We start from the raw sequence: 24,376 nt of genomic DNA, 5'->3' as shown, positions 1-24,376 counted from the left end.
AACCCGGCTTTTTCTCGATATTTCAATCAGCTTAGTTCGCTGGCGCTGGCTGTGCCGGCGCAGGTGCTTCACCGCCGCCCGCTGGAGCCTGTTCTGCAGGCTTTTCAGCTTCACCTGCAGGCGCCGCGCCTTCAGGTTTTGCTTCGCCACCTTCCGCAGGGGCTGCATCGGCAGTCGGAAGCGGGGCAGGATTGTCGGAAAGCGTGCGCAGATAAGCAATCAGATCGGCGCGCTCATTGTCCTTCTTATCGCCAGCAAAGCCCATGGCTGTGCCCTTGATGAAGCCCTTTGGCGAGGTGAGGAATTTGTTGAGATGTTCGTAATCCCACTTGTTGCCAGCAGCACCAAATTCTTTCATCGCAGCCGAATAGCCGAAACCTTCAACAGAGGCAGCTGGACGGTCCAGCACATCCCAAAGATGTGGTCCAACCTTATTGGCGCCACCCTTTTCACCGGTATGACATGCCGCGCAACGCTTGAAGACGGTTTCGCCGCGTGCAGGATCAGCGGATTGCAGCAAAGTTGCAATCGACACTTCTTCCTTGGCAGGTGCAGCTTCACCACCAGTCGAAGCTTCTGCCGCTTCGATTATGAAACCTGGCTTTTCAGGTGCGGGTGCATGAAACAGCGTATCGGACAGAATGCCCGTTGTCATGACAACGAAAACCGTTGCCAGAAAAGCCATGATAAACTTATTAGTCCGGGTTGAATTCATCGCCGGTCAGCGCTCCCTCTACTCAACGCCTCCAAAGCCGGCATGCAGAACCTGTGTAAAAGGCTAGCAAGTCTCTCCCCGGCATTGGGCGGAAACTAGGTCTTTTACAGGGGGGGTGCAACACCTATAAGGGGTGCTACCCCCGTGACTTTTTGACACTTTTGCTGCATTTGCTATGCAGATAAAGGTCGCCAGGAAGCAACATCAGACCTTTTAAGGCCACATTAAACACCAAGAGGCGATCATGCTTCAGACATTGAAAACACTAACACTCATTCCGGCGCGAATGGCCTCCACACGCCTGCCAAACAAGCCTCTCGCCGACATTTGCGGCAAGCCGATGATCGTGCATGTGGCCGACCGTGCTGCGGCAGCCAAGCTCGGTCGTACTGTCGTGGCGACTGACAGCGAAGAGATTTTTGCAGCCGTTCAGGCACATGGTCATGAGGTCATTATGACGCGCAGCGATCATGAGTCGGGCTCGGATCGCATTTATGAGGCGCTGCAGAAAGTCGATCCGAATGGCGAGATGGAGGCGATCGTCAATGTGCAGGGTGATCTGCCGACAATCGACCCTGAAACAATCCGCCGTGCATTATTGCCGCTGGTCGATGGACCTGCCGATATCGCAACGCTTGGCGTCGAGATCACCGTGGATGAAGAAAAGATCAATCCCAATGTGGTCAAGATCGTTGGTTCGCCGATGAATGATGGCGAACGCCTGCGCGCGCTCTACTTCACGCGCGCCACCGCCCCTTATGGTGATGGTCCGCTTTATCATCACATCGGTCTTTATGCCTATCGCCGTGCGGCGCTGGAGCGTTTTGTGAAGATCGGTCCTTCGCCGCTCGAAAAGCGCGAAAAACTTGAGCAATTGCGCGCACTTGAAGATGGTATGCGCATTGAAGCCGAGATTGTCCGGACCGTTCCGCTTGGCGTTGATACGCAAGCTGATCTTGACCGGGCACGGGAAATTATCGCAAAGGGATTGTGATAGAGAGAGCACATCCCGAAAAGTGGGAACCGGTTTTCGGTACAAGATGTGCGGAAAACAAAAGAGTAGAGCATTTCCTCTGATTTAGCTTAATTCAGAAATGCTCTAGTTTCGATTGTTGCGAAACATTTCAGAAAGTACGGACACGATGAAGACCAACCGGATTTCCTTTCAGGGTGAAGCGGGCGCCAATTCCGATACGGCTTGCCGCAACATGTTTCCCGATATGGAGCCTTTGCCGTGCCCGACTTTTGAGGATGCCTTTAATGCGGTCGAAAGCGGTGTTGCGGATCTTGCCATGATCCCAATCGAAAACACGCTCGCAGGCCGCGTTGCCGATATTCACTATTTGCTGCCGCTTGCTGATATGCATATCGTTGGTGAATATTTCCTGCCGATCCACTTCCAGCTTATGGTGCTTCCGGGCGTCAAGCGCGAAGAAATCAAGACTGTTCACAGCCATATTCATGCGCTTGGTCAGTGCCGCAATGTCATTCGTAGCAATGGCTGGAAGCCAGTGATTGCAGGCGATACTGCGGGCGCTGCACGCCTCGTTGCCGACATGAAAGATCGCTCAATGGCGGCGCTTGCGCCAAGTCTTGCGGCTGAACTCTACGGTCTTGATATTCTCGAGGAGAATGTTGAGGATTCGGAAGACAACGTGACCCGCTTCGTCGTTCTGTCCAAGAACAAAAAATGGGAGCCACGTCCAGAAAACGGCGAGCGCATTGTCACAACTTTTGTCTTCCGTGTTCGCAACGTGCCAGCCGCGCTTTATAAGGCGCTCGGTGGCTTTGCTACTAACGGCATCAACATGACCAAGCTGGAAAGCTATCAGATCGGTGGCCGTTTCATTGCGACTCAGTTCTATGCTGATGTCGAAGGCCATCCGGAAGACCAGAACCTTCAGCTCGCATTGGAAGAACTGCGCTTCTTCACCAAGGAAGTGCGCATTCTCGGCGTCTATAAGGGGGCTGATACGCGCGGCACGCAGTTGTTGGCGGCTGAATAGTTAACTACTCGCCCAGGCTTTGATCAGGTGGGTTGCGATGGCACCGGATGCCGGTACACGCAGCCCATTTTCATGTTTACCTGCAAGCATGGCACGCACTTCCACCTTGTCGAACCAGCGACCATCTTCCAGTTCCGAACGATCAATAGTGAAGTCGTCAGACAGTACTTCGGCATGGCAGCCGATCATCAGTGAATAGGGGAATGGCCATGGCTGGCTCGCATGATAGGCGACGCGGCCGATTTTGAGCCCCATTTCCTCAAAACTCTCACGGCGCACAGCAGCTTCGATTGTCTCGCCATGCTCGATAAAGCCAGCAAGGCAGGAGTAAGACCCTGCGGTAAAATGTGGGCTGCGCGCGAGAATACATTTCTCACCGCGAACAGGCAGCATGATAGCCACGGGATCAGTGCGCGGAAAATGCTCGGCACCGCAATTCGGGCAGACACGTTTGCCACCACCTGCACGCATTTCGCTTTTTGTGCCACAACGCCCGCAAAAACGGTGGTTGCTGTGCCATGCGGTCAGTGCTGCGGCTTGTGCCAAAGCACCGACGATATCTGCAGGTACGAGCCCTTCCATGTAGATGCTGCGATAGTCCTGCGCCCGAAACGGCTCTGCAAGAGCATCCGGATCGAGCGGTGCCATGAGTGCCACAATCGGTGCGCCATCTTGAAGTCCCAGCAGTACCGGCTCATTGAGATCAGGCGAAAATGCCTGTGCTTGTTCCAGTGAGAACAGGGCGCGGGGCGCGTTTTCTTGCGTATAATCAAGAAGAAGCTTATTGCCGCCTAAAACCATCACTCGGGTTTCAGGCAACTCCAGCGCTGTAAAAGCGGAATCGTCCTGTCGTTTTTCGGAAAGGCGATCAATGCGGTTGCCTGCAAAGCCGACAAGACGGCTCGGTTCTGTCTCCGGCAGGTCGTAAAGGCGAAAAGCCATGATGTTCTCGGGAAATGTTTGGGAGGGGATCAGAGTGCTTCGCGGATTTCTTCAATCAGCTTTTGTGCGTCAGCATCGCTATAGGGTTCGCGGGTGCCGTGCCCCCAGACAGGGCCGGGCCAGCCTGCATCGCCTTCATTGCGCGCAATGACATGGATGTGCAGCTGGCGTACGATGTTGCCAAGTGCACCGCTGTTGATTTTCTCGCAATTGGTCAGCTTCTTGACCGCCTGCGCAACAATGCCGGTTTCAAAGGTCAGCATGGTCTGATCAAGCGGGGTCATGTCGTGAATTTCGCTCAAAGAGCCACGGCGCGGAACGAGGATAAGCCATGTCCAGCGCTTGTCATTCATGAGCCGCAGCTCGCAAAGGCCGAGCGGGACCACTGAAAAAGTGTCGGCGGAAAGCCGTTTATCGAGTTCAAACTGTTCCATAATAGAATTCTTATCAGTTTTTTCGTCTCTGCGCTTGTTTTTTGCGCCATGCCCTTCTTGCTTTTTGCTTCATAATTGACGATATGCAGCGTGGGAGGTTGGTGGTGGACGAGCCACTCGCCAACCGGGTCAGGTCCGGAAGGAAGCAGCCCCAACGAGCACGGCACGGGTCATCGTGCCAGCCTCCCACCTTTCTTTCATGACGATTATGGCTGTTGATGGTTGCTAAGCCAGCGTCGAAGTCACTTTCGTCTGCGGTCCAAACTGTTTAGAGTTTGTTGATCGGAACAAGCGAACAGGGAACGGAAGGGTCGCAATGGACACAAAATCCGAAACTGGCGCTTATCGCGTTCTCGCCCGCAAGTATCGCCCCCAGAATTTCAATGATCTGATCGGCCAGGAGCCGATGGTCCGCACGCTGAAAAACGCGTTCGAGACTGGTCGTATCGCGCAGGCGTGGATGCTGACTGGTGTTCGCGGTGTGGGCAAGACCACAACGGCGCGTATTCTGGCGCGCGCGCTTAATTACAAGACTGATTCTGTCGATCAGCCGACGATTGATCTCTCCGTAATGGGTGAGCATTGTCAGGCGATCATGGAAGGCCGCCATGTCGATGTAATCGAAATGGATGCGGCTTCGCATACAGGTATCGATGATATTCGCGAAATCATCGAGCAGGTGCGCTATCGACCTGTTTCGGCACGCTACAAAGTCTATATCATCGACGAAGTGCACATGCTGTCCAATCAGGCCTTCAATGGCCTGTTGAAGACGCTTGAAGAGCCGCCGCCACATGTGAAATTCATCTTCGCCACCACCGAAATCCGCAAAGTTCCGATCACGGTTCTGTCGCGCTGTCAGCGTTTTGATCTGCGCCGCATCGAATCGGGTACGCTGGCTGCACATCTGCGTCGGATTGCCGAAGCAGAAGCAATCGAAGTCGATGACACATCGCTTGCGATGATTGCGCGTGCGGGTGAGGGGTCGGCACGCGATTCGCTCTCCATTTTCGATCAGGCCATCGCGCATGGCGCAGGTCATGTTTCGGCGGAAGCCGTGCGCTCGATGCTCGGTCTTGCCGACCGTGCACGCATTATCGATCTTTTTGAGATGATTATGCGTGGCGACGTTGCTGGCGCTTTGACCGAATTTCGTGCGCAATATGATGTCGGAGCCGACCCATCGGTCGTGCTGACGGATCTTGCCGATTTCAATCATCTGGTGACACGTCTGCGCTTTACGCCGGATGTGGCGGAAGATGTATCGCTCTCGGAAGATGAGCGCGTTCGCGGTCGCGATTTTTCGCAGAAGCTGTCGGTGCGCGTGCTGTCGCAGACATGGCAAATGCTGCTTAAGGGCATTGCCGAAGTCGATACGGCAACGCGGCCTGTGCAGGCCGCAGAAATGCTGTTGATCCGTCTGGCCCATGCCGCTGATCTGCCAACACTTGATGAAGCACTGCGTGGGCTTGAAAACGGTTCTGCTTCGGTTACTCGTCCGCAATCTCCAAGCGGCGCAAGGCCAAATGGCGGTTCGCAGCCAGAAGCGCGCGGCAGTGTCGATGCGGTTTCCGCCTCAACTATGATGCCTGCATCGGGTGGTCCTGCAACAGCCATGCGTCTGGTGGAATCACAGCCGCAGCCGGTTCAACCGCCTGCTCCACAGCAGTTTGTCGATAGCACACCACAGCCTTCGGTTCAGATCAACAGCCTCAATGATATCGTCGCGCTGGCTGATAAGTTCCGCGACATGCAGTTCAAGATTCTGGTCAAGAACTGCGTGCGCCTGTCCTCCATCGCTGCCGGAAGGCTTGAGATCGGCCTGACCGACGATGCACCGAAATCGCTGCCAAGCGATATTTCGCAGCGCCTGCACAACTGGACCGGCATTCGCTGGGTCGTGACAGTTGCGCGTGACGTTTCTGGGCAAACGGTTGCAGAAGCTGAAACCGAGCGTCGCGATAACCTCGTGACCGATGCGCGCGCTGATCCCGATGTTGCCGCCATTCTTGCAGCTTTTCCGGGTGCGAAGATAACAGATGTCCGCATTGCCGTTGCAGAACAGGGCGATGATGACGATATAGACCTTGATACTGTCGAAGACGTGCCCGGCGCGCCTTCTGACGATGATTGAATTTTAGAGCGCATCCCGAAAAGTGCGAAGCGGTTTTCGGAGTAAGATGCGCGTTCAAAAAATGATGGAGTGAACCCATGCGTGACATGATGGGCATGATGAAACAGGCAAAGGAACTGCAGGCCAAGATGAAGGTCATGCAAGACGAGATTGCCAATCTTGAAGCAACCGCTTCTTCGGGTGGCGGTCTGGTTACTGTCACGCTTTCGGGCAAGGGCACCTTGTCGGCTCTGCGCATCGATCCTTCACTTGCCAAGGAAGACGAGGTCGAAATCCTCGAAGACCTGATCATTGCAGCTCATAATGATGCCAAGGCGAAGCTCGAAGCTGAAATGGCTGAAAAGACCCAGTCGCTCACCGCCGGTCTGCCAATTCCTCCGGGCTTCAAACTGCCGTTTTAAGGCAGTAAGTGAATAAGGCAGTAGGGCAGTAAGTTTTATTTGCTAAAAGCCCTGCTGCCTGCATTTTCCCTATTGCCTTACTCCCCTATTGCCTTACTGCCTTAAATCATGTCCAAACGTATAGCTGGTCCCGAGATTGAACGTCTGATCCAACTTCTGGCCCGTGTGCCGGGATTGGGGCCGCGTTCTGCGCGTCGTGCGGCGTTGCACTTGATCAAGAAAAAAGAGGCGCTTCTGGTGCCGCTTGGCGGTGCCATGCAAGAGGCAGCTGAAAAAGTGCGCATCTGCTCGTGTTGCGGCAATGTTGATACTTCTGACCCCTGCACCATTTGCACTGATGCTCGTCGTGATCCGACAACGCTGATCGTCGTGGAAGATGTGTCCGACCTCTGGGCGCTTGAACGCGCGGGCACCATGAATGTGCGCTATCATGTGCTGGGCGGTCGCTTGTCGCCTCTGGATGGCATTGGCCCGGATGATCTCAACATCAAAGGGCTGGTCGAGCGCGTTGCAACGGGCGACATCAAGGAAGTGATTCTCGCAGTGAATGCCACAGTCGAAGGCCAAACGACAGCGCATTACATCACCGATCAGCTGATGAATTTTGAAGTCCGTGTAACACGGCTTGCGCATGGCGTTCCTGTTGGCGGTGAGCTTGATTACCTCGATGAAGGAACGCTAGCGGCTGCATTGCGAGCGCGAACGACCCTTTAATCTTCAATTATTCTGTTTTGGGAGACGTGTATGAAGGCTGCATTCTGGAAGCGAGGCCTGACCACGGCTCTTTGTGTGGCTGCGTCCCTATCTGCAGCGCCTTCTTTTGCAGCTCCCTCTAAAGCGCAGGTTGAGAGCCAGTATCGCAACTGGATTGAAAAAGACCTCTGGCCCGAAGCAAAGGCGGCAGGTGTTTCACGCCCTGTTTTTGAGCAGGCTTTTGCAGGTGTTACGATCAACTGGAAGCTGCCTGATCTTGTCATTCCGGGCGAAAAGCCAACAACGCCGAAAGAGCAGAAACAGGCGGAGTTCGGCGCGCCGGGCAAATATTTCAATGCCAAAACGATTGGTTCTGTCACAAGCGGCGGCAAAGCGCGGCTTGGTCAGAATGCAAGCCTGCTTAAAAGCATTGAGCAGCAATATGGCGTGCCGGGCCGCATCGTTGTGGCAATCTGGGGGCGCGAATCGGGCTTTGGCACGGTCAAAATTCCGTACAATGCCTTTGAAGTACTAGGCACCAAGGCCTTCATGGCAACGCGCAAGGAAATGTTCCGCAAAGAGCTGATTGCAGCACTCCAGATCACCTCACGCGGCTACATCTCCAATGGTTCGATGAAAAGCTCGTGGGCGGGTGCGCTGGGTCAGCCGCAATTCATGCCGACATCCTATCTCAAACATGCTGTTGATTTTGATGGTGATGGCAAGCGAGACATCTGGAATTCGGTGCCCGATACGCTTGGCTCCATCGCCAATTATCTAAAAATCCATGGCTGGCAGGCCGGACGTGACTGGGGCTATGAAGTCAATGTGCCTCAGAATATTTCGTGTTCTCTGGAAGGGCCAGACCAGGGTAAGACATTTGCCGAATGGGCAAAGCTTGGTATCTCCCGCACCAACGGCAAGGCGTTTCCGGCCAATGAAATGCGCGGCGAGGGCTTTCTGCTCATGCCCGCTGGTCGTTATGGACCGGCCTTTATCGTGACGCCGAATTTCTACGTCATCAAAGATTACAATATGAGCGATCTCTATGCGCTCTTCATCGGTCATGTTGGCGACCGTATTGCCTATGGCGCGGGTGATTTCCAGACGCAATGGGGCAATGTCGGCACCATGTATCGCTCCGACATTCTGGCGATGCAGAAGCGTATGCAGGCGCAGGGTTACGATGTTGGTAAGGCCGATGGTCTTCCGGGCTTCAAAACCCGTCGTTCGATTGGTCTTTGGCAGTCAAAGAATGGGCTGGCACCAACCTGCTTTACCCAGCCTGAACTGGTTAAATCCATTCGCTAAAGTGAATTGCCGGGAGCCAAAGCTCCCGGCATCAATCTTTTAAGCAGCCTTTGTCAGCATACCGTGCGGGTCGAGTACGAATTTCTTCGCCACCCCGTGATCAAAGCTTTCATAGCCTTGCGGCGCTTCTTCCAATGAAATCACCTGCGCATTGACGATATCGGCAATGTTCAGACGGCCATGCAGAATAGCCTGCATGAGTTGGCGGTTATATTTAACCACCGGAGTCTGACCGGTATGGAAAGATTGTGCCTTTGCCCAGCCGAGGCCAAAGCGCAGAGACAGGCTTCCCTGCTTGGCAGCACTGTCGACAGCGCCCGGATCTTCGGTCACGTAAAGACCCGGAATGCCAATGGAGCCTGCCGGGCGGGTGATTTCCATCATCTGGTTCAGAACAATGGCCGGTTGTTCGCCACCACTATGGCCGCGGGCCTCAAAGCCAACCGCGTCAATGGCGCTGTCCACTTCGTTGCTGCCAGTCACTTCGGCAATCATATCGCCAAGGCGATCACTGGCTGAAAGGTCAATCGGCTCGAAACCGACCTTGCGGGCATGTTCCAGTCGCTCCTTGTTGAAGTCGCCGACCATGACGACCGCAGCACCTAAGATGCGAGCAGATGCGGCCGCGGCAAGCCCAACAGGACCAGCACCAGCCACATAGACAATGGAGCCTACGCCGACGCCTGCCTTCACCGCCCCGTGGAAACCGGTGGGCAGAATATCGGACAGCATGGTCAGATCGCGAATTTTCTCAATGGCCTGTTCGCGGTCTGGGAATTTCAGCAGATTGAAGTCGGCATAAGGCACCATGACATAGCGTGCCTGCCCGCCGATCCAGCCGCCCATATCGACGTAGCCATAAGCGCCGCCAGCGCGTGATGGATTGACGGTAAGGCAAACGCCGGTGTCCTGCGACTTGCAGCAACGGCAGCGCCCGCAGGCGACATTGAACGGTACGGATACGATGTCGCCCACTTCGAGCATTTCGACATCGCTGCCTTTTTCAATCACTTCGCCGGTGATCTCATGACCGAGCACAAGGCCGGGCATTGCGGTGGTACGACCACGCACCATGTGCTGGTCTGAGCCGCAAATATTGGTGGTGATCACTTTCAGGATGACGGCGTGGTCCAGCTTGCGCCCATCGGGAGCGCTCAACACCGGATCATCAATATCACGAACTTCGACTTTACCCGGGCGCATATAAACAACGCCTCTATTCCTGCTCATGTCTACCTCCTCCAGATCGACGTGCGGATCATTCCCGATCCGCACATAGTGGGCCGGGATGTGCGGGGATATACCCGTGGAAGAAGCGTACAGTGGTTATCGGTCGGGGAGTTGTTCTGCGCGCGACATGTCCGGTTCTCTCATCAGCATGTCAGCGAAAGATTTAAGCGCCTTTGACTGATAGCGGTCATTATGCGACAGCATCAGAAACTGGCGTTGTGGGAGAGTAAAATCGGCCTTGACGAGTGTGCCTGCTGCAAGATGCGGTGCTGCGACGAGTTCCGAAATTGCAGTCACGTAATTGCCTGACAGGACGGCCGAACAGATCGCTTCGTTGGATGGAAGTTCCAGAGCTATTTTGAGGCGTTCAGGATTGTAACCCGCAACCCGCATCGCATCTTCAAACACGCTGCGAGTGCCTGACCCATGTTCACGCAATATCCATTGGCCGCTGAACAACGTATCCCATGTGAGTTTAGCGGCAGTGCGCCATTCATGGGCAGGGCCTGTGACAACAATAAGCTGATCCGTTCCAACCTTGCGCTTCGTGAGGGCGGGAGCTTGCACAGCGCCTTCCACGAGACCGATATCCGCCAGTCCTTCTTGCGTGGCCTGCGTGACACTCTCGGTGTTCCCGAGCGTCAGGCGCAAGTCGATCATCGGATGCGTCGCATGAAACCGCGCCAGATAAGGCGGTAGCCAGTAACTAGCGATGGTCTGGCTGGCATGGATCGTAAGAGTACCGCGTTTGCCGCCGCCAAGTTCTGAAAGCATACGCTCTGCCGATTGCGCACGGGCCAGCGTCGCGCGCGCTTCATCCAGAAATATGCGGCCATCGCCTGTCAGCTCGATACGACGACCGATGCGATTGAAAAGCATCGCGCCATAGCGTTCTTCGAGCGTGCGAATCGCCGAACTCACCGCCGATGGCGTGAGATTAAGTGCTTCTGAGGCACGGGTAAGGTGTTCCCGCTCGGCCACTTCGATGAAAATACGCAGTTGTTCCAGTGTCATAGCTTTAATCGTTCGATTTTATCGAATGAATTGTGCCATATTATGCGATGGAATGAACAGAAGAATTAGCGCATCTCATTGGAAAATATTTCTCAAGATTTGAATGCTGATTCCGATGACCACCGCAACTGCCACAAAATTTCAGAACATTCTCCCCGGGCTTGCACTTAGCCTTGCTGTTTCGGCTGTGGCGATCGGGCTTGAAAGGATTGAAGAGCATTATACCGGAAAAGCTTGGCTGGAAGCACTGGTGCTGGCAATTCTGATTGGCACCGCAGTCCGGACCATTTTCCGCCCCGGCAAGCAGTTTTCCAAAGGCATCAGCTTTTCCGCAAAACTTCTGCTGGAAATTGCGGTCGTGCTGCTTGGCGCTTCGATCAGTGCCAGTGCCGTCATTGACGCTGGTCCCGGCCTTATATTTGGCATTGCCTGTGTTGTGGTGATGGCCATTACATTCAGCTACGGGATTGGACGATTACTGAAGCTGCCGCATCGCATGGCTGTTCTGGTTGCTTGTGGCAATTCCATCTGCGGTAACTCGGCGATTGCGGCAACGGCTCCCGTCATTGGTGCAGACAGTGAAGATGTTGCGGCTTCCATCGCATTCACTGCCATTCTGGGCGTTGTCGTAGTGTTGCTTCTGCCGCTGCTGGTGCCGTTGCTGGGATTGAATTTCACACAATATGGCGTTCTTGCCGGGCTGACGGTCTATGCCGTGCCGCAGGTTCTGGCTGCCACCGCTCCAATCGCCACAATCAGCGTGCAGCTTGGCACATTGGTCAAGCTCGTCCGCGTGCTGATGCTCGGCCCTGTTATTCTGGCGCTCTCCGTGCTGGCTGGCAACAAGGACGCGGAAGTAAAACCCGGCTTCCTGCAATTAGTGCCGTGGTTCATCATCGGCTTTCTGGTGATGATGGCACTGCGTTCGCTGCACCTGATCCCCGAAGCCATTCTTCCCGGTATTCAGTTTGCGTCCACCGCACTGACGATCATTTCCATGGCGGCACTTGGTCTGGGCGTCGATGTGCGCTCTGTGGCTTCCGCTGGCGGGCGGGTGACACTGACAGCTATTCTGTCGCTGCTGGCGCTTGGCGCTATCAGTCTGGGCTTGATCCATATGCTGAACATTGTCTGACGCCTATTGTCGGACTTCACCAGAATAGATTTGCGATTGTCCGGGCTGCGGAAAAATGCTGCGATAAGTCATAGCTGATCAACGACTTGCGAGATTAGAAATGGCAGTATTACCGCTTACCAAAATCCCAGATCCGTTTTTGCGCGAGGTCTCTCTGCCTGTCGAAACCATCGACGGCGATATTCGCGGTTTTGCGCAGGATATGCTTGATACGATGTATAATTCGGGTGGTGTCGGCATTGCCGCAGTTCAGGTGGGAAAGCTCCTGCGTATCACGGCCATTGACGTGAATTACCGGGATGGCGAACGCAAGCCGCTGATTGCGATCAATCCAGAGATCGTTGCTTCCTCCGAGGAACAAAGCAGCTACGATGAAGGTTGCCTTTCGGTCGGGCCTTATCGGAGTTCTGTATCACGTCCAGCGCGTATTACTGTCAGCTATACCGATCTTGAGGGTGAGAAACACCAGATCGAAGCTGATGGTATTCTGGCAACATGTTTTCAGCACGAAATCGACCATATGGACGGTGTGTTGTTTTTCGATCATCTGACCAAAGAGCAGCGTCAGGAAATTCTGGATCAGGTGGCTGCGGAACAAACGTCTGTAGCCTGATGTCTATGGAAAATGCAGGTCGGCGCATTTCCAATGCTTGTCCGCGATCAGGATAAAGAAAAAGCCCGCCATTTGGCGGGCTTTCTCATGTTCAGTCGAAGGGACGGAAAACTTAGTTGTTTTCCGACTTCTTCATTGCTGCAGCAAGAATATCGCCGAGCGAAGCGCCTGAGTCGGACGAACCGTACTGAGCAACTGCTTCTTTTTCTTCAGCGATTTCGAGCGCCTTGATCGAGACCTGCAACTTGCGGGTCTTCTTGTCGAAAGCGATGACGCGAGCGTCAACCTTCTGACCAACCGTGAAGCGTTCTGGGCGCTGTTCGTCACGATCACGCGACAGATCCGAGCGCTTGATGAAGCTTTCGAGGTCGTGATCGACCAGGCGAACTTCAAGACCGCCATCGGTAACAGCGGTTACTTCACAGGTTACAACGGCGTTCTTGCGCAGATCACCCGAAGCTGCTGCTTCACCGACCTTGTCGCCGGAAAGCTGCTTGATGCCGAGCGAGATGCGTTCCTTCTCAACGTCAACGTCGAGAACGACAGCCTTAACGACTTCACCCTTGTTGTACTCTTCGATGACCTGTTCGCCTGGACGGTTCCAGTCGAGGTCGGAGAGGTGAACCATGCCGTCGACGTCGCCGTCGAGACCAATGAACAGGCCGAATTCGGTCTTGTTCTTAACTTCACCTTCAACGATCGTGCCCTGAGGGTACTTCTGAGCGAAGGTCGTCCATGGGTTGTCGAGGGTCTGCTTGAGACCGAGGGAGATACGGCGCTTGACCGGATCAACTTCGAGCACAACAACTTCGACTTCCTGAGTGGTCGACAGGATCTTGCCTGGATGCACGTTCTTCTTGGTCCACGACATTTCCGAAACGTGGATCAGACCTTCGATGCCTGGCTCGATTTCGACGAATGCACCGTAGTCGGTGATGTTCGTGACAGTACCGGTGATCTTTTTGCCGATCGGGTACTTCGCGCCGATGCCATCCCAAGGATCGTTCTCGAGCTGCTTCATGCCGAGCGAGATACGATGGGTATCCTGGTTGATACGGATGATCTGCACCTTAACGGTCTGGCCGATGGTGAGGATTTCCGATGGATGGTTGACGCGGCGCCATGCCATGTCGGTAACGTGCAGGAGGCCGTCGATGCCGCCGAGGTCAACGAACGCACCGTAATCGGTGATGTTCTTGACAACGCCTTCAACAACCTGACCTTCTTCAAGGTTCTGAACGATTTCCGAACGCTGTTCCGCACGGCTTTCTTCAAGAACGGTACGACGCGAGACAACGATGTTGCCGCGACGCTTGTCCATCTTGAGGATTTCGAAAGGCTGTGGGACGTGCATAAGCGGGGTAACGTCGCGGATCGGACGAATGTCGACCTGCGAACGTGGAAGGAATGCAACTGCACCGTCCAGATCGACGGTGAAACCACCCTTGACCTGATTGAAGATGACGCCGTCGACGCGCTCGCCATTGGCGAACTTCTGCTCGAGCTTGCCCCAGCTTTCTTCACGACGTGCTTTTTCGCGCGACAGAACAGCTTCGCCGAGTGCGTTTTCGATGCGCTCAACGTAAACTTCAACTTCGTCGCCCGGCTTCATCGAGCCGTCTTTGCCCTTCGCGCCGAATTCCTTCAGCGGTACGCGACCTTCGACCTTGAGGCCAGCATCGATGATTGCCATGTCTTTTTCGATGGCAACGATGCGACCCTTTACAACATAACCTTCTGCAAGGTCATTGTTGGCAAAGGATTCGGCCAGCAGCGACTCGAAGTCTGCGAGGGAGGGATTGAATTCAGACATAAATACTCCTGATGCATCCGGTTTGAAACAACATCGGATGCGGCGCCGGGGGTTAGAGTTGCGTTAGGCCTGTCCTTCGGCTCCGTCTCTTTGAGACAACCGGCGCATGGAACGCGAAGTCAGGTTATAAATATGGGTGAGACCTATATAGGAACAAACCCGGAATTATCCAGCATTTCCAAGGCCTATCTTATCAGAAAGTCGTTAAACTGTCCCGATATTATGCCTTGTGCTGCGCGAAAGCGTGATCAATCAGCTTTTTTGCTGCAAGAAATGCCGCTTCTATACTCATTTCGCTCGTATCTAGCAAGTGCGCGTCTTCAGCGGGCCTGAGCGGAGAATCGGTGCGGTTCATGTCACGCTCATCGCGCTTCCTGAGATCGGCCAGAATTTCATCGAGATCAGCCGTTCCGCCTTTTGCAACGATTTCCTCAAAGCGGCGTTGTGCGCGCACTTCAGGCGATGCCGTCACAAAAAGCTTTATCTCAGCCTCCGGGCAGACCACCGTTCCAATATCGCGGCCATCAAGTACGCTTGACGGCAATGCATTGGCGAAACCGCGCTGGGCTTCAACAAGAGCGCGTCGCACGGCAGGCATCACTGCTACTTTCGATGCCGCCTCACCAATGGCATGGGCTGAAAGAACAGCCTTGTCCATCTGATGAAGGTCAAGATGAAGCGCCACATCTGCGGCAATCGCCTCATCATCGAGCGGCAGCCCCTGATCGAGCAGCGCTTTCGCCACTGCACGATAGGTGAGGCCGGTATCGAGATGCGGCATGCCGTAATGAATGGCAATGCGCCGGGCAAGGGTTCCCTTGCCCGAAGCTGCTGGTCCGTCGATGGCTACGACGAAACTTGTCATTGCTGCTCGCTGACTTCGATTTTTGCACCAAGGCCGGGCATCATGGTCATGAATTCCGGGAACGAGGTTGCAATCATCGTGCTGTCATCGACCGTGACTGGCTTTTCAGCGGTCAGCCCCATGACGAGGAAGCTCATCGCAATGCGGTGATCGAGATGCGTTGCCACTGTACCGCCACCAAGGCCTTTGCCGTCTGGACGACCGCGAACCGTCAGCGACATCTCGCCTTCGGTGCAATCGACACCATTGGCTTCAAGGCCGCGCGCAACAGCTGCCAGACGATCTGATTCCTTCACACGCAGCTCGTCGAGGCCGTCCATGACGGTTTCGCCTTCGGCAAAAGAAGCCGCAATCGCCAGGACCGGATATTCATCGATCATCGATGGTGCGCGTTCCGGAGGAACCGTGACACCCTTGAGCTTCGATGATTTAACGCGCAGATCGGCAACATCTTCACCGCCAGCAAGGCGTGGATCGATGATTTCGATGTCTGCGCCCATTTCCTGCAACGTCAGGATAAGGCCGGTGCGGGTCGGGTTCATCAGCACGTTACGGATGGTAACATCCGAACCTTCGACCAGCAGAGCTGCAACCAGCGGGAAGGCTGTCGAGGATGGATCACCCGGTACGTCGATGGTCTGGCCCGTAAGCTTGCCCTGTCCGACGATACGGATATGGCGCACGCCATCCTTGTCGGTTTCGACAGTAAGATCGGCACCGAAGCCCTGAAGCATCTTTTCGGTGTGATCGCGCGTCATGACAGGTTCAATGACGGTTGTGACACCTGGCGTATTGAGACCAGCGAGCAGAACTGCCGACTTCACCTGAGCAGATGCCATAGGCACGCGATAGCTGATCGGGTTTGCAGTCTTTGGGCCGGTCAATGTCAGCGGCAGACGGTCGCCTTCTGCGGCCTTCACCTGTACGCCCATTTCACGCAGCGGATTGAGCACACGGCCCATCGGACGCGATGTCAGTGATGCATCACCGATAAAGGTTGTCGTCATGTCGTAAGTGCCGACAAGGCCCATGGTCAGGCGGGCGCCGGTTCCGGCATTGCCGAAATCGAGCGGTGCTTCAGGTTGCAACAGGCAGCCATTGCCGACACCGTTGATGACCCAGATATCGCCGTCTTTGCGAATCTTGGCGCCCATCGCCTGCATGGCGCGGCCGGTATTGATGACGTCTTCGCCTTCGAGCAGGCCGGTGATGCGGGTTTCACCCGAAGCAAGGCCGCCGAACATGAAGGAACGATGCGAGATGGATTTGTCACCCGGAATGCGGATTTCGCCCGTTAAAGCCTCCGAGCGGCGGGCGGTTGCAGGTTTCGGGGTAGCGGAATGGGACATGGATTCTTCACTGTCTCATTTTGGCGTTATTCACGCTGGATTAATCAAAGCGGCAGCTTCCTAGCACATGAACGGGGCGGGGTCATCCGCGAATACGTCTTTAAAGAGAGCTCTCTTTAAGACTATCGGGGCTGCAACGAGTCTTTAGCTTTGACAAAAGCTGCAAATTGCGTTTATGCACCGAACAACACCGTAAGGCGCGCCTTACGCCTTCTCTCGACCGTTTACGGTTATTGAGTATGATGGCGAGCAACATGTATGTAGTCATGGCAGGCGCGGTTGAATGAATTTGTGTCCCCGGGTGAACAAGTGGCAGAAATGCTGCGAGTGCTACGCGGGAAACATCAGGCGTGGAGTGCCACAGGCACGACAGGGATAAAAACTCACGAGGCTAAACGTGGCAAAAACTGAACTTGGTACCAAGCGCATTGACCCGGAAACGGGCAAGAAGTTTTACGACCTCAATCGTGATCCGATTGTTTCGCCTTACACCGGCATTTCCTACCCGCGTTCGTATTTCGAAGCGACCGTAGCAGAAAGCCGTGCGGTCGAAGAGGAAACCGAAGAGGAAGAACTGGATACGGCACTCGAAAAGCCGGAATTCGTTTCCCTTGAGGACGCGGACGACGAATCGAAGGGTGGCGAAGATCTTCCGGATATCGACGACGATGTCGATCTGGGCGACGACGATGAAGACACCTTCCTTGAAGAAGAGGAAGATGAAGACGACGACATGTCGGGCATTCTCGGCGGCGGCGTCGGTGGTGAAGACGAAGAAGGCTGATCGTCTTCTTCACCAAGCTTTTTTGCAGGGCGGTCCAGTGGGCCGCCCTTATGCATTTAGGCGGGTTAACGGCAATGTTCTGTTCCAGATTGCGGGGCGAATCTGCACAACGGGCAAATTAATTTGCCCGATACGAAAAGAGTTGCGATTTAGCTCTTGATCTTCTGTAACGAGCCATTTAATAAGCCGCCACACCGGACAGAAATTCCTGTCTGGCCCACCTCGAAAGAGGTCTGATGGGGCCATAGCTCAGCTGGGAGAGCGCTTGCATGGCATGCAAGAGGTCAGCGGTTCGATCCCGCTTGGCTCCACCAAATTTTCCAAATCATTTATATCGAGATTTACGATAGATCATTGCACACGACCGAATGGTCGCAGGGGTTGTAACGCATCTCGACTTTTCCCAAAAAGTTGCTACTGACATATCAATGAAGTAAAACTCTGCGATACGTTGAATGAAAAGACTTTCTGATTTCGACGGTATGCGATTTTTATTGTGTATCGGAATCGCGCTCTTTCATTATTCTTTTCGGATTTCCGTAAAGAACGACGCTATCCAAAATGTTATATTAACATTTGCTTATTTTACGGATATCTTTTTCATTGTATCCGGTCTTTTCCTCGGGCGGCGTCGCAATTATGTTTGGGGTGCTCGCCATTATGTGAGCTTTGTAGGAAGGCGCTTGGCGCGCATCTATCCGCTTCATGCCGTGGTGTTTTCCTGCTTCGCTCTCATATCCGTTCTGACTGCCTGGGGCATGTTGCATCCCTCTACACAGCCGAACATGAGCTGGTGGACTGGGTTTGCGCAATTGCTGCTGATTCACAATTGGGGAATGGGGCAGACCTTCTCCTATAATTATGTCAGTTGGTCGCTCAGTGCGCTTTTCATGATGTATTTGTGCTTCCCCTTGTTTGATCTTCTATGCAAGCGGCTGGGAGGCTGGCTTCTCGTTATTATTGTCGCTGCAATCATTGGCGGTGATTATCTGGCGCGATTACTTGGCGCATCATCGCTCACCCGAATCCAGTTTGCCGATGTTGGTGTGTTCCGTGCTCTGCCGTCATTCCTTTTCGGTATGTGGCTTGCGAGACGCGAGCAGAGCGCTTTGCCAAAGTGGCTTATCAAGATCGCGCTTGCAGCCTGCATGATCGTGTTTCTGTTCTATCACCCGTCGGGCAGTGATACTGATACTGCAACGCTGGAAGGGCCAAAACGGCTCCTCTTCCTCTATTTCTGCATGTACATGCTTTATGCCGCCAGTACACAGCAACTCTATACGCCGTTGCGATGGAGCGGCTTTGTCCAGCTCGCCCGCTACAGCTTTGGAATTTTCATTCTGCATCCGCTGATCGGACTATTTTTCTTCAATGCACTGCCTAAAAGCTGGGGGCAGAATACGCTCGAAGCAGTTCTTTTGATCGGTGCAGGTGTTCTGGTAAGCATCGGGGCAGCCATCGTCGCTTATCATTTTTTCGAAAACCCGGTTAATCGCTGGCTGGTGGCAAAGATTAATACTTGGGAGAACCGGACGCCTGATATCGTTGTGGAAACGGCTTCTCCCACACAGTCAGCCTGACAGAACGCCAACCCCAGATAGAGTTAATTTAGAGCGCATCCCGAAAAGTGCGAAGCGGTTTTCGGAAAAAGATGCGCGTAAAAACAAACGTATAGAGCATTTCCAATGACTCAATCAGAACAGGAAATGCTCCAGATGGGCGAATAGCTGCCGTTCGATATCCTAATTGAACTGCTTTTCAGAAGTTTCATTATTATCAGTCATCGCTGACCCGGTATTTATCGGCAACCCAAAACGATGCACCTGCAATATGGATTTCATTATAAGTTATTGATCAGGTACCAAAACTACTGATTTTTCGGGGAGATGACGGAACAAGTAAGCAAGGCTCAGTTTGAGTACTGCTTCGTTTCCTTCATTAAAACCCGTGGACGTTTCCTCAACACTCCCATAGAAATTTGCCCACACATTGATGATTTGCGCTGCAAGTGATCGAGCATGATTCTGGGAGGAATGATGAGTATCGAGGCCGTTTCCGCTGACAGCCAGCCATTGTGGCAACCTGATGCAAAACGCATTGCGGCAAGTAATCTGGAGCAATTCCGTTTGCGTGCAGAAAAGCTTACGGGGCAAGGTCTGGCTGATTATCAGGCCCTGCATCGCTGGTCGATTGAAGATCGTGCAGCTTTCTGGACACTCATCTGGGACTTTTGCGAGATCATCGGTGAACGTGGGGAAACAGCGCTGATCGATAAAGGTCATATGCGTGAGGCAAAATTCTTCCCCGATGCCAAACTCAATTTTGCTGAAAACCTCCTGCGCTATAAAGGCGATGGCGAGGCGATCATCTTTCGTGGCGAAGACAAAGTCGAGCGCCGCCTGACATGGGATGATCTGCACGCGCTAGTCTCGAAGCTCCAGCAATTCATGCTGGCAGAAGGGGTGAAGCCTGGAGATCGCATTGCAGGCATGATGCCCAATATGCCGGAAGCGGTTGCGCTGATGCTGGCAGCTTCGTCTATTGGTGCGGTGTGGTCTTCGTGCTCGCCGGATTTTGGTGCGCAAGGCGTGCTGGATCGCTTTGGTCAGATCGAACCCAAGCTGTTCTTTGCCTGCGACGGTTATTGGTACAACGGCAAACGTATTGATGTGAGCGACAAGATTGCCGAAGTCACAGCCAAGCTACCGAGCAGCAAGCGTTCGGTTCTCGTTACCTATCTCGGCGAAGCGGAAGCGGTCGGCGGCAAGGCTGCAAACGGTATCACGCTCGATACAGCACTCGCCTCGTTCACTGCAAAAGCTGTCGAATTCACGCGACTGCCATTCGACCACCCGCTCTATATTCTCTTTTCGTCAGGTACCACCGGCATTCCGAAATGCATTGTGCATCGTGCTGGTGGCGTGCTGTTGCAGCATCTTAAGGAACATAGCCTGCATGCGGATATTCGCGAAGGCGACCGATTTTTCTATTTCACCACCTGCGGCTGGATGATGTGGAACTGGTTGGCGTCAGGCATCGCATCAGGCGCGACACTTCTGCTCTATGACGGTTCGCCCTTCTATCCCGATGGCAATGTACTGTTCGATTATGCGGCATCCGAAGGCATGACCTATTTCGGCACGTCGGCAAAATTCATCGACGCCGTTTTGAAAGCCGGGCTGCGTCCCGGTGAAACCCACGATCTGTCCGCACTTCGCACCATTTCCTCGACCGGCTCGCCGCTGTCGCCGGAAGGTTTTGCTTTTGTATATGAGGCAATCAAGAGGGATGTGCATCTGGCATCCATCTCGGGCGGAACGGACATCGTTTCGTGTTTTGTGCTGGGCGTGCCGACCGAACCTGTCTGGCAAGGCGAAATTCAGGGCGCGGGTCTTGGTATGGCGGTCGATGTCTGGGACGACGATGGCAAGCCGGTGCGCGGGCAAAAAGGTGAACTGGTTTGCACCAAAGCTTTCCCTTGCATGCCGCTGCAATTCTGGAATGACCCAGAGGGCGCGAAATATCAAGCTGCCTATTTCGAGCGCTTCGACAATATCTGGTGCCATGGTGATTTTGCTGAATGGACCGAACATGATGGCATCGTCATTCATGGCCGTTCGGATGCGACGCTTAATCCGGGTGGTGTGCGTATCGGTACGGCGGAAATCTACAATCAGGTAGAGCAGATGGCAGAAATCGCAGAAGCACTTTGCATCGGGCAGGATTGGGACAATGACGTGCGTGTGGTGCTCTTTGTGCGGCTTGCTGAAGGTGCATCGCTCAATGACGATCTCAAAGCACGTATCAAGACCAAGATCCGCACCGGTGCCACACCGCGCCATGTACCTGCGAAGATAGTCGCTGTCAGCGATATTCCGCGTACCAAGTCTGGAAAAATTGTCGAACTTGCCGTGCGTGATATCGTGCATGGGCGGGAGGTGAAAAACCGTGAAGCACTAGCAAACCCGCAAGCGCTGGAGCTTTATCGCGAGATTGCCGAGCTTCAGGAAAATTGATGCGAAATAAAATTTCGTAATAGGGTAATAAATAGCCACAGAACGCCGCGCAAAGCCATTGCCTAATCGTCCGCCACGGGACACTCTGACCGGAACATAGCTGTTTTCAAAAACAGCAGCCGGGCATAACTTGTGGAGGACGAGTATGTTTGCTTCGGGCATGAATTTCGGTCTTGGCGAGGAGATCGAAGCCCTTCGTGATACGGTACGCCGTTTTGCGGAAAGCCGCATTGCGCCGCTTGCCGCTGATACCGATCGCAATAACGCATTTCCTATGCATCTCTGGCGTGAACTGGGTGATCTCGGTGTGCTGGGCATCACCGCATCTGAAGATTACGGTGGCGCAGGCATGGGCTATCTTGCCCATTGCGTGGCGATGGAAGAAATCAGTCGTGCATCGGCCTCGATTGGCCTGAGCTATGGTGCGCATTCCAATCTTTGCGTCAATCAGATCAAGCGTAATGGTTCTCTCGAGCAGCGTGCAAAATACCTGCCCAAGCTCATATCCGGCGCGCATGTTGGCGCGCTCGCCATGTCCGAACCAGGGGCTGGGTCCGACGTCGTTTCGATGAAACTCACGGCTGAAAAGCGCGGCGAGAGTTACGTTCTCAACGGCAACAAGATGTGGATCACCAACGGTCCTGATGCCGAAGTGCTGGTGGTTTATGCCAAGACTGACCCGTCTGCTGGTCCGCGTGGGATCAGTGCCTTTATCGTCGAAAAAGGTTTCAAAGGTTTCTCCACCGCGCAGAAATTGGACAAGCTCGGTATGCGCGGCTCCAACACCTGCGAACTGGTGTTTGAGAATTGCGAAGTGCCAGCCGAAAATCTGCTTGGAGCGGAAGGCAAGGGCGTCAATGTGCTGATGTCCGGGCTTGATTATGAGCGGGTGGTGCTGGCGGGCGGTCCGCTCGGCATCATGGCGGCCTGTCTCGATGTGGTTATGCCTTATGTGCATGAGCGCAAGCAGTTCGACCAGCCGATTGGCGAGTTCCAGCTCATGCAGGGCAAGCTTGCCGATATGTATGTGCTGTTCAACGCTTCGCGCGCCTATGTCTATGCGGTGGCAGCTGCGTGTGATCGTGGCGAGACGACGCGCAAGGATGCGGCAGGCTGCATTCTCTATGCAGCTGAAAACGCCACGCAGATGGCGTTGCAGGCGATACAGGCGCTGGGCGGCAACGGCTATATAAATGATTATCCGACAGGTCGTCTTCTGCGGGATGCGAAGCTTTATGAAATCGGTGCGGGTACGTCGGAAATCCGGCGGATGCTGATCGGACGGGAACTCTTTCAGGAGACCCGCTGATGCCGGTTCTGAAATCTGAAATCTCAACACGCAGCGCCGCCTTTGAAGCCAACCGCAAAGCCATGCTTGCAGCGATTGATCTGGTGGCGGAAGCATCACGCACTGCCATTGATGGCGGTGGCGAGAAGGCGCGGGAACGCCACCTTGCACGCGGAAAGCTTCTGCCGCGCGATCGTGTGGCGCAACTACTCGATCCGGGTTCGCCGTTTCTGGAAGTGGGGCTGACGGCAGCACATAGCATGTATGATGGTGCAGCACCTTCCGGCGGTATGATCACCGGCATTGGCCGCGTATCGGGCCGCGAATGCATGATCGTCTGCAATGATGCGACGGTAAAGGGCGGCACCTATTATCCGATCACCGTGAAAAAGCATCTTCGTGCGCAGGAGATCGCAGGCGAGAATCGCTTGCCGTGCATTTATCTGGTTGATTCTGGTGGAGCGAACCTGCCCAATCAGGATGAGGTTTTTCCGGATCGCGACCATTTCGGGCGCATATTTTATAATCAGGCACAAATGTCGGCGGCTGGCATTCCGCAAATCGCGGTCGTCATGGGATCGTGCACCGCAGGCGGCGCTTACGTGCCTGCTATGAGTGACGAGACAGTCATCGTGCGCAATCAGGGTACGATCTTTCTTGCTGGTCCGCCGCTGGTGAAGGCTGCGACGGGCGAAGTGGTGAGCGCGGAAGATCTTGGCGGCGGCGATACGCATACAAGGCTTTCCGGTGTCGCCGATCATCTCGCCAATGACGATGCCCATGCGCTGCAAATCGCACGCGCCATCGCCGCCAATCTCAACAGCCAAAAGCGCGGTTTTATTCCGAGGGGCGAAGGTGCTGCGCCGCTTTATGACGCGGAAGAAATTCTCGGGATTGTCTCGGCTGACACCCGCATTCCCTACGACGTGCGCGAGCTGATTGCGCGGCTGGTCGATGGCTCTGACTTCGATGAGTTCAAGGCGCGATTTGGTCCCACGCTGGTTTGCGGTTTTGCGAGCCTTTACGAGATGCCGGTGGGCATTATCGCCAATAATGGCGTGTTGTTTTCGGAAGCTGCACTCAAGGGTGCGCATTTCATAGAGCTTTGCTGCCAACGCAATATTCCGCTGATCTTCCTGCAAAATATCACTGGTTTCATGGTCGGTCGCAAATATGAGGCCGAAGGCATCGCCAAACATGGTGCCAAGCTGGTGACGGCGGTGGCGACAGCCAATGTACCAAAGATCACCATGCTGATCGGCGCATCCTATGGCGCAGGCAATTACGGCATGGCCGGGCGGGCCTATTCGCCGCGCTTCCTGTGGACATGGCCCAACAGCCGCATTGCGGTGATGGGCGGCGAACAGGCGGCGGGTGTGCTGGCCACCGTCAAGCGTGAGGGGATCGAGCGCACCGGCGGCAAATGGTCTGCGGAAGAGGAGGCGGAGTTCAAGCGCCCGACGCTGGAAATGTTCGAGCGCCAGAGCCATCCGCTTTATGCCTCGGCGCGGCTTTGGGATGATGGCATTGTCGATCCACGCAAGAGCCGCGAAGTGCTTGGCCTGTCGCTTTCTGCAACGCTGAATGCTCCAGTCGAGCCGACGCGCTTCGGCATCTTCAGAATGTAAAGAGG

21 protein-coding genes, 1 tRNA gene and 1 other RNA gene are annotated in these 24,376 nt (G+C 54.4%); 15 read left to right on the top strand and 8 right to left on the bottom strand.

Translation table 11 applies throughout. The features are described from left to right. Nucleotides 1–31: 31 nt before the first annotated feature. Complete coding sequence (locus ABWV94_RS05850) at nt 32–715, bottom strand: c-type cytochrome (RefSeq protein ID WP_007872941.1); 684 nt, start codon at nt 713–715, stop codon at nt 32–34. A gap of 244 nt (nt 716–959) precedes the next feature. Between ABWV94_RS05850 and ABWV94_RS05845 the strand changes: the two genes are divergently transcribed. Both ABWV94_RS05845 and ABWV94_RS05840 read left to right on the top strand, forming a co-directional pair. After that, a complete protein-coding gene (locus ABWV94_RS05845; protein WP_079211334.1) occupies nt 960–1,709 on the top strand; it encodes a 3-deoxy-manno-octulosonate cytidylyltransferase in 750 nt (249 codons plus the stop codon). A 148-nt stretch (nt 1,710–1,857) separates the two neighbouring features. Next, a complete protein-coding gene (locus tag ABWV94_RS05840) occupies nt 1,858–2,721 on the top strand; it encodes a prephenate dehydratase (protein ID WP_007872946.1) in 864 nt (287 codons plus the stop codon). Here the strand turns inward: ABWV94_RS05840 and nudC are convergent, their stop codons facing one another. Further along, the gene (gene nudC / locus ABWV94_RS05835; RefSeq protein WP_007872948.1) at nt 2,722–3,663 is read right to left on the bottom strand and encodes an NAD(+) diphosphatase; all 942 of its coding nucleotides are present in this window, start codon (nt 3,661–3,663) and stop codon (nt 2,722–2,724) included. A 29-nt stretch (nt 3,664–3,692) separates the two neighbouring features. Then, entirely contained in the window at nt 3,693–4,097 is a 405-nt protein-coding gene (locus ABWV94_RS05830) for an HIT domain-containing protein (protein ID WP_064322327.1), read from the bottom strand. Between the two features lie 93 nt (nt 4,098–4,190). Between ABWV94_RS05830 and ffs the strand changes: the two genes are divergently transcribed. The 5 genes from ffs to ABWV94_RS05805 all read left to right on the top strand — a co-directional run bounded on the left by ffs (nt 4,191) and on the right by ABWV94_RS05805 (nt 8,636). Further along, nucleotides 4,191–4,287: signal recognition particle sRNA small type (gene ffs / locus ABWV94_RS05825), an RNA gene on the top strand. A 126-nt stretch (nt 4,288–4,413) separates the two neighbouring features. Then, nucleotides 4,414–6,231, top strand: coding sequence for a DNA polymerase III subunit gamma/tau (locus ABWV94_RS05820; RefSeq protein WP_113496107.1), 1,818 nt, complete (start codon nt 4,414–4,416; stop codon nt 6,229–6,231). 77 nt (nt 6,232–6,308) lie between these two features. Continuing rightward, on the top strand, nt 6,309–6,632 hold the full coding sequence (locus ABWV94_RS05815; RefSeq protein WP_113496106.1) for a YbaB/EbfC family nucleoid-associated protein: 324 nt from the start codon (nt 6,309–6,311) through the stop codon (nt 6,630–6,632). Between the two features lie 108 nt (nt 6,633–6,740). Then, nucleotides 6,741–7,346 (top strand): recombination mediator RecR, encoded by a 606-nt coding sequence (recR, locus tag ABWV94_RS05810; RefSeq protein WP_007872956.1) that lies wholly within the window; start codon nt 6,741–6,743, stop codon nt 7,344–7,346. Nucleotides 7,347–7,376: 30 nt separating this feature from the next. Next, nucleotides 7,377–8,636 carry a lytic murein transglycosylase gene (locus ABWV94_RS05805; protein ID WP_007872959.1) on the top strand — a complete coding sequence of 420 codons (1,260 nt, stop codon included), beginning with the start codon at nt 7,377–7,379 and terminating at the stop codon, nt 8,634–8,636. Nucleotides 8,637–8,675: 39 nt separating this feature from the next. Here ABWV94_RS05805 and fdhA read toward each other — a convergent pair whose 3' ends face one another. Continuing rightward, nucleotides 8,676–9,866 carry a formaldehyde dehydrogenase, glutathione-independent gene (fdhA, locus tag ABWV94_RS05800; protein WP_007872961.1) on the bottom strand — a complete coding sequence of 397 codons (1,191 nt, stop codon included), beginning with the start codon at nt 9,864–9,866 and terminating at the stop codon, nt 8,676–8,678. 96 nt (nt 9,867–9,962) lie between these two features. Next, nucleotides 9,963–10,880 carry a LysR family transcriptional regulator gene (locus ABWV94_RS05795; protein WP_113496104.1) on the bottom strand — a complete coding sequence of 306 codons (918 nt, stop codon included), beginning with the start codon at nt 10,878–10,880 and terminating at the stop codon, nt 9,963–9,965. Nucleotides 10,881–10,995: 115 nt separating this feature from the next. Between ABWV94_RS05795 and ABWV94_RS05790 the strand changes: the two genes are divergently transcribed. Then, nucleotides 10,996–12,015, top strand: a complete 1,020-nt coding sequence (locus tag ABWV94_RS05790; protein ID WP_353412808.1) for a YeiH family protein — start codon at nt 10,996–10,998, stop codon at nt 12,013–12,015. Between the two features lie 100 nt (nt 12,016–12,115). Continuing rightward, a complete protein-coding gene (def, locus tag ABWV94_RS05785; protein ID WP_113496103.1) occupies nt 12,116–12,628 on the top strand; it encodes a peptide deformylase in 513 nt (170 codons plus the stop codon). A 112-nt stretch (nt 12,629–12,740) separates the two neighbouring features. Here the strand turns inward: def and rpsA are convergent, their stop codons facing one another. From rpsA to aroA, 3 genes are all read right to left on the bottom strand, one after another. Next, a complete protein-coding gene (gene rpsA / locus ABWV94_RS05780) occupies nt 12,741–14,441 on the bottom strand; it encodes a 30S ribosomal protein S1 (protein WP_007872977.1) in 1,701 nt (566 codons plus the stop codon). Nucleotides 14,442–14,661: 220 nt separating this feature from the next. After that, nucleotides 14,662–15,306 (bottom strand): (d)CMP kinase, encoded by a 645-nt coding sequence (cmk, locus tag ABWV94_RS05775; RefSeq protein WP_079211343.1) that lies wholly within the window; start codon nt 15,304–15,306, stop codon nt 14,662–14,664. Continuing rightward, on the bottom strand, nt 15,303–16,655 hold the full coding sequence (gene aroA, locus ABWV94_RS05770) for a 3-phosphoshikimate 1-carboxyvinyltransferase (RefSeq protein WP_064322336.1): 1,353 nt from the start codon (nt 16,653–16,655) through the stop codon (nt 15,303–15,305). Before aroA ends, cmk begins: the two co-directional genes overlap by 4 nt. Before the next feature lie 397 nt (nt 16,656–17,052). Between aroA and ABWV94_RS05765 the strand changes: the two genes are divergently transcribed. From ABWV94_RS05765 to ABWV94_RS05740, 6 genes are all read left to right on the top strand, one after another. Further along, on the top strand, nt 17,053–17,439 hold the full coding sequence (locus ABWV94_RS05765; protein ID WP_007872981.1) for a TIGR02300 family protein: 387 nt from the start codon (nt 17,053–17,055) through the stop codon (nt 17,437–17,439). A gap of 238 nt (nt 17,440–17,677) precedes the next feature. Continuing rightward, nucleotides 17,678–17,753, top strand: a tRNA-Ala gene (locus ABWV94_RS05760). Between the two features lie 141 nt (nt 17,754–17,894). After that, on the top strand, nt 17,895–19,019 hold the full coding sequence (locus ABWV94_RS05755) for an acyltransferase family protein (protein ID WP_113496102.1): 1,125 nt from the start codon (nt 17,895–17,897) through the stop codon (nt 19,017–19,019). A 456-nt stretch (nt 19,020–19,475) separates the two neighbouring features. Continuing rightward, nucleotides 19,476–21,455 carry an acetoacetate--CoA ligase gene (locus ABWV94_RS05750; protein WP_113496101.1) on the top strand — a complete coding sequence of 660 codons (1,980 nt, stop codon included), beginning with the start codon at nt 19,476–19,478 and terminating at the stop codon, nt 21,453–21,455. Between the two features lie 160 nt (nt 21,456–21,615). Further along, nucleotides 21,616–22,764, top strand: coding sequence for an isovaleryl-CoA dehydrogenase (locus ABWV94_RS05745; protein ID WP_353412936.1), 1,149 nt, complete (start codon nt 21,616–21,618; stop codon nt 22,762–22,764). Next, nucleotides 22,764–24,371 carry a carboxyl transferase domain-containing protein gene (locus ABWV94_RS05740; RefSeq protein ID WP_113496099.1) on the top strand — a complete coding sequence of 536 codons (1,608 nt, stop codon included), beginning with the start codon at nt 22,764–22,766 and terminating at the stop codon, nt 24,369–24,371. Before ABWV94_RS05745 ends, ABWV94_RS05740 begins: the two co-directional genes overlap by 1 nt. Nucleotides 24,372–24,376 lie beyond the last annotated feature (5 nt).

The organism is Brucella sp. NBRC 12953 (assembly GCF_040369775.1).
Taxonomy (GTDB): Bacteria; Pseudomonadota; Alphaproteobacteria; order Rhizobiales; family Rhizobiaceae; genus Brucella; species Brucella pseudogrignonensis.
Note: the sequence above shows the minus strand (reverse complement) of the source record. Positions and strands in the feature narration are given on the sequence as shown.